The sequence below is a fragment of the Lysobacter enzymogenes genome (genome assembly GCF_017168095.1).
GTDB classification, from domain to species: domain Bacteria; phylum Pseudomonadota; class Gammaproteobacteria; order Xanthomonadales; family Xanthomonadaceae; genus Lysobacter; species Lysobacter enzymogenes_D.
The window spans coordinates 2,083-9,456 of sequence record NZ_LXSD01000386.1; the positions used below are offsets into that span (position 1 = coordinate 2,083).

6 protein-coding genes are annotated in these 7,374 nt (G+C 73.1%); 3 read left to right on the forward strand and 3 right to left on the reverse strand.

All coding sequences use genetic code 11. The annotated features are described in order from the left end of the window. Positions 1 to 116 precede the first annotated feature (116 nt). Together A7A76_RS15750 and A7A76_RS15755 are read right to left on the reverse strand one after the other, a co-directional pair. Positions 117 to 1,499, reverse strand: a complete 1,383-nt coding sequence (locus A7A76_RS15750) for an FAD/NAD(P)-binding protein (protein ID WP_206412074.1) — start codon at positions 1,497 to 1,499, stop codon at positions 117 to 119. A 414-nt stretch (positions 1,500 to 1,913) separates the two neighbouring features. After that, positions 1,914 to 3,284: an alpha/beta hydrolase family protein gene (locus A7A76_RS15755; protein ID WP_206412075.1), complete on the reverse strand. Its 1,371-nt coding sequence runs from the start codon at positions 3,282 to 3,284 to the stop codon at positions 1,914 to 1,916. A gap of 243 nt (positions 3,285 to 3,527) precedes the next feature. Here A7A76_RS15755 and A7A76_RS15760 point away from each other — a divergent pair, with 243 nt between their 5' ends. The 3 genes from A7A76_RS15760 to sigJ all read left to right on the forward strand — a co-directional run bounded on the left by A7A76_RS15760 (position 3,528) and on the right by sigJ (position 6,387). Continuing rightward, a complete protein-coding gene (locus A7A76_RS15760; protein WP_206412079.1) occupies positions 3,528 to 4,670 on the forward strand; it encodes a histidine kinase in 1,143 nt (380 codons plus the stop codon). Further along, the gene (locus A7A76_RS15765) at positions 4,667 to 5,305 is read left to right on the forward strand and encodes a response regulator transcription factor (RefSeq protein ID WP_206412076.1); all 639 of its coding nucleotides are present in this window, start codon (positions 4,667 to 4,669) and stop codon (positions 5,303 to 5,305) included. Before A7A76_RS15760 ends, A7A76_RS15765 begins: the two co-directional genes overlap by 4 nt. Positions 5,306 to 5,490: 185 nt before the next feature. Further along, entirely contained in the window at positions 5,491 to 6,387 is an 897-nt protein-coding gene (gene sigJ / locus A7A76_RS15770; RefSeq protein ID WP_206412077.1) for an RNA polymerase sigma factor SigJ, read from the forward strand. Positions 6,388 to 6,534: 147 nt separating this feature from the next. On the opposite strand, the gene A7A76_RS15775 is transcribed toward sigJ, so the two are convergent. After that, the gene (locus A7A76_RS15775; protein WP_206412078.1) at positions 6,535 to 7,233 is read right to left on the reverse strand and encodes a helix-turn-helix transcriptional regulator; all 699 of its coding nucleotides are present in this window, start codon (positions 7,231 to 7,233) and stop codon (positions 6,535 to 6,537) included. Positions 7,234 to 7,374: the final 141 nt, after the last annotated feature.

The following is a 7,374-nucleotide window of genomic DNA, read 5'->3' on the forward strand; positions in this document are numbered from 1 at the left end:
GGAGCGGCGCGAGCCGCGACCGCGAAACACGGCGTGCGGCGCAAGCTTCGGCGCGAGCGTGAAGCCCCGTGGTCGCGGCTTGCGCCGCTCCTACAGGGGGCTGCGGGCGGATTCGATCAGGCCAGGGCGACCGCGGCGGGCTTGCGCGGCGCCGCGGCCGTCGCCAGCAAGCGCTCGGCCAGGTCGCGCGCCGCTACGCGCAGCTCCGGCACCGCGGTGATTTCCCACCACTGCGCGCGCAGCAGCGGTCCGATCGCGTACAGGCCGCGCACCGCCGCGCCCTTGCGGTCGAGCGCTTCGAACTGCGGCGAGGTGCGCAGGCCCAGGCCGAGCGGGTCGGCGGTCACCAGGCCCGATTCGCGCAGATGCGCGATCAGCGGATGGGTGGTGCGCTCCACGTCGGTGTCCAGGCCGGTCGCGCGGATCAGCACGTCGAAGCGCTCGGTGTGCAGGCGCTGGCCGCCGCGCTCGCGGATCAACGCTTCCACCGCGTCGTCGCCGCGGCGCGCGCGCAGCAGGCGGCCGGCGCGGATCTGCAGCTGGCCGGAGTCCTGCAAGGCCTGCAGCTCCTCGGCCAGCTGCGGCGCGATGCGATGGCGCAGCGCTTCCCAGTACGAACGCAGATGGCGCACGAACGCGCCGCGCTGCGCCGCCGGCATGCCGGCCCAGAACGCCTGCAGATAAGGCCGCAGCGCATCGACCAGGCTGCGCCAGTCGTCCACCACCGGCGCCAGGTTGCGCAACGCGCGCAGCAGTTCGCGCGGGGCGTGGCTGTCGAGCGCGTGCAGCACCGCCGGCGGCAGCGCCACCGGCACCGGCGCGCTTTCGCCGTGCGCGCGCGGCAGCAGGCCGTGCCGCGACAGCGCCACGATCGGGCCGCGATGACCGCGCTTGTGCAGTGTCGCCACCGTATCGGCCATGGTCAGGCCGGTGCCGACGATCAACAAACGCGCGTCCGCCGCGATCGCGTCGATCGCGCCGTCCTGCCACGGCCAGCCGATGTAGCTGGGATGCACCGCCAGCCGCGGCCCGACCCCGGCCAGCGGCTGCGGCGGCAACGCGCCGACCGCGAGCACGACCTTGTCGGTGAGGAAATCGCTGCCGTCGGCCAGGTGCACGCGAAAGCCCGCCGATGCGCGCTCGACCGCGATGGCTTCGTGGCGGATCTGGCTGAAGGCGGCGGTGCTTCCGGCCACCGCGGCCTGCAACTGCGCGTGCAAGTATTCGCCGAACAACAGCCGCGGCAGGTAGCTGCCGCGCGCGCGGTCGGTCAGGTTGAGCCAGTCGGCGAAGCCGCCCGGCGCCTCGGGCGTGGCGCCCAGATCGCTGGCGCGCACGTTGAGCAGATGCTCCGGCCGCGCCTCGCCGTAGGCCACGCCGCGGCCGTAGCTCTCGGGCTGGCCGACCAGGCACAGCTCCACGCCGGGGCCGGCGCGGCGGGCCAGTTCTGCGGCGGCCGCGCTGCCGCTGAAACCCGCGCCGATGAGGGTGATGCGCATGGGGCTGCTCCTGCCGAGGATGGGAGCAGTCGTTCTAGTGGATTGCGCGCAGCCGGATGTAAAGCGGCGGTTACCGCTTCGTAAAGCGGCGCGCACGATGCGGAAGGTCGTCATGACCATTCGCCATCAGGCTTGTCGCAGAACGCAAGGACGGCGCGGCGCGAGCGCGCGGATTCGAGCACTCGGATTCGGTCGCCGCGCAATTCCCGCGCTCGCGCGGAAAAAGCTCGTGCGCGAAGGCCCTCCCGCCGCGCCGGCCACCGTAGCCGTCGCGGGGGAGGACCTTCGGCCCGAACGCGGTGATTTTCGCTCCGGGCCCGGCGCGCGTCGCCGACCACGCCGATGCCGGTCGCGCGGCGCGCGCTTGCGCCGCCGCGATCATCGCTCACAACGCGGTTTTCGCCGCACCCGGGATCACTTCGGCCCGGCCAGCTGCCTGGCCGTGCCGTACGGCCAGCCGTCCAGCGTGCCGCGCTTGATCCAGTCCAGCTGCATGCGCACATACCCCTCGGCGGTGCGGGTGTGCTGGCGCTCGCCCTTGGCGTCCTTCTCGAATTCCAGGATGCCGTGATCGGCCTGCGGGAACACCACGCTGGTGATCGGACGGCCGGCGCGGCCGAGCGCGGTCAGGCGCCTTTGGGTTTCTTCCGACGGCGCCTCGATGTCGTCGCCGCCGAGCATCCACAGTTGCGGGGTCTTGAGCGTGCGCAGCACCGGCATCGGGTCGTAGTCCCAGCTGACTTCGAAATCGTACTTGGCGAACTCGGCCGCGATCTCGGCCGGGGTGTGGTTGGCGATCATGCCGCTGTACTCGCCCTTGACCGCCTTCCACCACGGCTGCCTGGAATACTTCGCCCGCGCCGCGTCGAGTTCCTTCCAGCCGCGCTTGCCGTTGGTCGAGGCGATCAGCCCGGTGGCGTCGGTGAGCTCGCGCGCCTTGCGCAGCGTCGCCGCATCGCCGAATCCGGCCGCGCGCAGGTCCAGCACGACCTGATCGCGGTCTTCGGCCAGCACCCCGTCGGCCAGGCCGAAGCCGACTTCGACGAACTGCGCCTGCGGCGTCTTGCTCGCCGCCAGCGGCGCGACCCAGCCGCCCTGGCTGCCGCCGAGGTAGCCGATCCTGCCGACCCGCGCGCCGCCCACCCGCAGCGCCTCGCGCAGCGCCGCGCCGGCGTCGTCGGACAGCTCGTGGAAGTTCTGCGTGTACTTGCCGCTGGAGCCGCCGGTGCCGCGCTTGTCGTAGACGAACACGCCCACGCCTTCGGTCGGGAACAGATGCTGCTGGTAGTACAGGTCGACGCCGGAGTAGTTCTCCGAACCGTGCACCATCACCACCACCGGCACCTTGTCCTGCCCGGCCGGCAGCACCAGCCGGCCGCGCAGCTTGACTCCGGCGCCGTCGAAGGTGGTGTCGACGATGTCGAACTTGAGCCGCTCGCCGCGATGGCCGTCGAACACGATGCCTTCGCCGCATCGGCCGAGCTCGACCTTGACCCCGTCGGCGCGGTCGCTCCAGCCCAGGGTGCTGACCAGCGCGCCGTCCTTGTCGGCGAGCTTGCCGGTGCGGCCGTCGAGCAGGCGCCAGCGCAGCGCCGCGGGGTCGTCGATGCGGCCCAGCGCGACCGAGCGGCCGTCGTCGAGGCGGTAGGCGCCGACGTGGCAGCTCAGGTCCGCGCCCTTGCCCGGAGCGGGTTTGGGCGCGCTCTGGGGGTCGGCGGCCTGGACGGCGGCGGCCGCGAACAGCGCGGCGGTCAATGCGGCGACGCGGGGCAGGAACAGGTTCATCGGGATGGCCGTGAAGGAGGGAGGTCGCTGCTTGTGATGCGCGTTACGCCGGCGCGGTTGCGTCGCGCAGCGCGATCGCGGCCTCAACGCTGTGCACTTTCTTTTTGCGCGGCGATGTGGTTCGCGCGGCGGCGCCGATTCGCTCCGCGGCCGCGCGGGCGCCGAAGCGGCCTGCCGGAAGTCATTTTCTGCCGCCGCCCCGTTGCCAGCGCCGCAGCCGCCGCGCAGCATGGCCGCATGCCGATGCCCACGCCGCTGCGCGCCCTGCTGCAACCGCTGAACCTGCCCGCCGTGCTGAGCTGGCTGGGCGTGGGCCTGTCGCTGCCGTACGACCGCGGCACCCCGCAGCCGCTGGTGTGGGCGGTGATGGTCGCGTTCCTGATCGGCTTTCTCGGCGACGAACTGTTCGGCGCGCAGCGCGCGCGGCGCGGGGCGTGGTTCTGCCTGCAGGCGGTGGCGGCGCTGGGCATCTGCTATCTGGCTTCGCGCGGCGGCGCGGCGCCGGCGCTGCTGGTGATCCTGGTCGCGCAGCTGGCGATGCACTATCCGCTGCGCCGCACGATCGCGCTGACCGCGCTGCTGGATCTGGCGCTGTACCTGATCCTGCTCGACAGCGGCCACCGCGGCGCGCTGATCATCACCCTGTGTTTCGTCGGCTTCCAGGGCTTCGCCATGCTGGTCGCGCACTACGCGCGCAGCGCCGAGCAGGCGCGCGACCGCCTCGCCCTGGTCAACGCCGACCTGCTCGCCACCCGCGCCCTGCTCGCCGACAGCGCGCGCGACGCCGAGCGCCTGCGCATGGCGCGCGAGCTGCACGACGTGGCCGGGCACAAGCTCACCGCGATGATGCTCAACCTGCGCGCGCTGGCGGCCGAGCCGGATCTGGCGCAACGCCGCGAAGTGCAGGTGGCGCAGCAGTTGGCCGGCGAATTGCTCGGCGACATCCGCGCCGTGGTCCAGGCGCTGCGCGACGCGCGCGGGCTGGACCTGGCGACCGCGCTGCGCGCGCTGGCCGCGCCGCTGCCGCGGCCGGCGCTGACCCTGGCGCTGGACGAACGCCTGCACCTGACCGACCCGGCCCTGGCCGAAACCCTGCTGCGCGTGGTCCAGGAAGCGCTGACCAACGCCGCGCGCCACGCCGACGCCGCGCAGCTGCGGGTCGCGCTGCGCCGCGACGGCGCCGCGCTGGACCTGCGCATCGACGACGACGGCCGCGCGCACGCGCCGCTGCGCGAAGGCAACGGCCTGTCGGGCATGCGCGAACGCGTCGCGGCGGCCGGCGGCGACGTCGATTTCTCCCTCAGTCCCGAAGGCTCCATGCGCATCCACGCCCGTTTTCCCCTGCATGCCTCCACGCACGCGGCCGCCGCCGCGAGGCCGGCATGAGCGCCGCGCCGATCCGCATCGCCCTGGCCGACGACCAGGCCCTGGTCCGCGCCGGCCTGCGCGCCCTGCTCGAACGCCTCGGCCTGGCCATCGCGTTCGAGGCCGACGACGGCCAGGCCTTGCTCGACCAGCTCGCCGGCACGCCGGTCGACGTGGTGCTCAGCGACATCCGCATGCCCGGCCTGGACGGCATCGACGCGCTGCTGGCGCTGCGCGAACGCGGCGACCGCACCCCGGTGCTGCTGCTGACCACCTTCGACGACAGCGAGCTGCTGCTGCGCGCCGCCGAAGCCGGCGCGCAGGGCTTCCTGCTCAAGGACGCCGCGCCCGACGACCTGCGCGAGGCGATCGCGCGGGTGGCGGCCGGCGAAACCCTGCTGCAGCCGGTCAGCACCGAGCCGGTGCGCGCGCGCTACCGCTACCACGCCGACGACGCGCCGCGCGCCTTGTTCACCGAGCGCGAGGTCGGGGTGCTGCGGCTGATGGCCGGCGGTTATTCGAACCGCGAGATCGCCAAGGCGATGTTCCTGGCCGAGGGTACGGTGAAGAATTATGTGTCGGTGATTCTGGAGAAGCTCGATACGCGCGATCGCACCCGGGCGGTGTTGAAGGCGATCACGTTGCGGGTGATTTGAGTCGCGCCGGGCGGCGCGGGGTCGCGGTCGCGGCTTGCGCCGCTCCTACAGGGGGCTGCGGCCGGTTTCGTATGCGACGGTGAACCCACGACCGTCGTGTCACCACTTCGCGTGCGGACCATGTCACGCTCGCGCGCTCCGGATCGTCGAACCCGGAACCCTTCGCCTTCCCGCCTCGTCTGCCCATGACCGCCTCCCCTGACGACCTGCTGTTCGCCCGACACGCGCCGATGCTGACCGGCCTGGCCTACCGCATCCTCGGCTCGCGCGCCGACGCCGAGGACGCGGTCCAGGACACCTACCTCAAGTGGCGCGACGCGCAGCGCGCCGGCATCGACAATCCGGCCGCGTGGCTGACCACCGCCTGCACCCGCCGCTGCATCGACCTGCTGCGCGCGGCCCATCGCACCCGCGTGGACTACGTCGGCTCGTGGCTGCCCGAGCCGATCCAGGCCGAACTGGCCGACGCCGGCAGCGAGCCGGAAGCGCAGTGGAGCCTGGCCTCGTCGCTGTCGACCGCGTTCTTGCTGCTGCTGGAGCGGCTGACGCCGAAGGAGCGCGCGGCCTATCTGCTGCACGAGATCTTCGACCAGCCGCATGCCGAGGTGGCGAAGATCCTGGAGATCGAGGAAGCCGCCTGCCGCAAGCTGGTGCAGCGCGCGCGCGGCAACATCGAGCAGGCGCGGGTGCGCCACGTCACGCCCGCCGAACAGCAGGACCGGCTGCTGGCCGCGTTCGAGACCGCGATCGTGCAGGGCCACACCGCGCCGCTGGCGGCGCTGCTGTCGCAGCAGATCGCCCTGCGCGCCGACGGCGGCGGCAAGGCCACCGCGGCGGCGCAGGCGATCGAAGGCCGCGAAGCGGTATTGGGCTTCATCGCCTCGGTGCTGCATCCGGCCTGCCGCGAAGACCGCTGGACCTTCGTCGACCTCAACGGTTCGCGCGGCGTGATCCTGGAGCGCGCCGGCCGGATCGAGGCGGCGATCAGCTTCGGCTACGAAGAGGACGGCGCGCTGCGCGACATCTACATCATGCGCAATCCGGACAAGCTGGCGCGGTTGCAGGCGGTGCGGATCCAGTGATCTGCGGCCGCGCGCGCGGCCGTCGCGGGCGCGGCCGTCGAGCCCGCGCCCGCCGACACGAGCTTGTGGCCGAACCGTCCGCGTCGCGACGCGGTTCCGGCGCGAACGGCGCGACGCTCCGGCAAGCGCATGCGGCCGCCGGAGCGCTCACAGCTGGTCGGACCAGGACGAACCGACCGAACGCAGATACGCATCGAGCCCGCGCCGCTCGTCCGCGGCGAAGGTCTCGCCGGTCGCGACCTGCGCCGCGATCCGGTCCGGGCGGAAGCTGCGGAAGTCCGCGCGCAGCCGGCACCACGCGCCCAGGGTCCAGCTGCCGCCCCAGAACGACAGGCACAGCGGCTCGACCTCGCGCTCGCTGGCGCGCGACTCGCCGTCGCGATAGGCCAGCCGCAGCACCCGGCGCTGCTGGACCGCGGCATAGAGCGCGTCGATGACGCCGCTGGCCTCGAGCCGGTTGTCCAGCGCCGGCGCGAAGATGCGGGTGCGCGCGGCGCGCTCGCGCAGCTCCGGCGGCAGCACCGCTTCGATCTTCAACAGCGCCGCGGTGGCGCCGCGGCCCAGGCGCTCGCCACCGAAGGCGCGCACGAAGCGGCTGCCGACCACCAGGGCTTCGAGCTCATCGGGACTGAACATCAGCGGCGGAATGTCCGCGCCCTTGCGCAACACATAGCCGACTCCGGCCTCGCCTTCGATCGGCACGCCCGAGCGCTGCAGGTCGGCGACGTCGCGATAGACCGTGCGCAGCGACACCTCCAGCGTCTGCGCCAGCTGCTGCGCGGTGATGGCCCGGCGGCGGCCGCGCAGGGCATGGATCAGCAGGAACAGGCGGTCGGCGCGGCGCATGCCGCATGATCCCGCGCCGCGCCGGCGCGCTCAAGCGCGGGCGCGGCGATGCGGCGGCGCGCGTGCGGGCTCGGGCGTGCGCTCATGGGCGCAATCATCAGCGCAGCTCCGAGCGCGCGGTCGGCGCCAGCCGCAGCAGTT

Coding starts and splice junctions, on each gene's coding strand:
- A7A76_RS15750 (WP_206412074.1), bottom strand. CDS start 1,499: ATGCGCATCACCCTCATCGGCGCGGGTTTCAGCGGCAGCGCGGCCGCC.
- A7A76_RS15755 (WP_206412075.1), bottom strand. CDS start 3,284: ATGAACCTGTTCCTGCCCCGCGTCGCCGCATTGACCGCCGCGCTGTTC.
- A7A76_RS15760 (WP_206412079.1), top strand. CDS start 3,528: ATGCCCACGCCGCTGCGCGCCCTGCTGCAACCGCTGAACCTGCCCGCC.
- A7A76_RS15765 (WP_206412076.1), top strand. CDS start 4,667: ATGAGCGCCGCGCCGATCCGCATCGCCCTGGCCGACGACCAGGCCCTG.
- sigJ (WP_206412077.1), top strand. CDS start 5,491: ATGACCGCCTCCCCTGACGACCTGCTGTTCGCCCGACACGCGCCGATG.
- A7A76_RS15775 (WP_206412078.1), bottom strand. CDS start 7,233: ATGCGCCGCGCCGACCGCCTGTTCCTGCTGATCCATGCCCTGCGCGGC.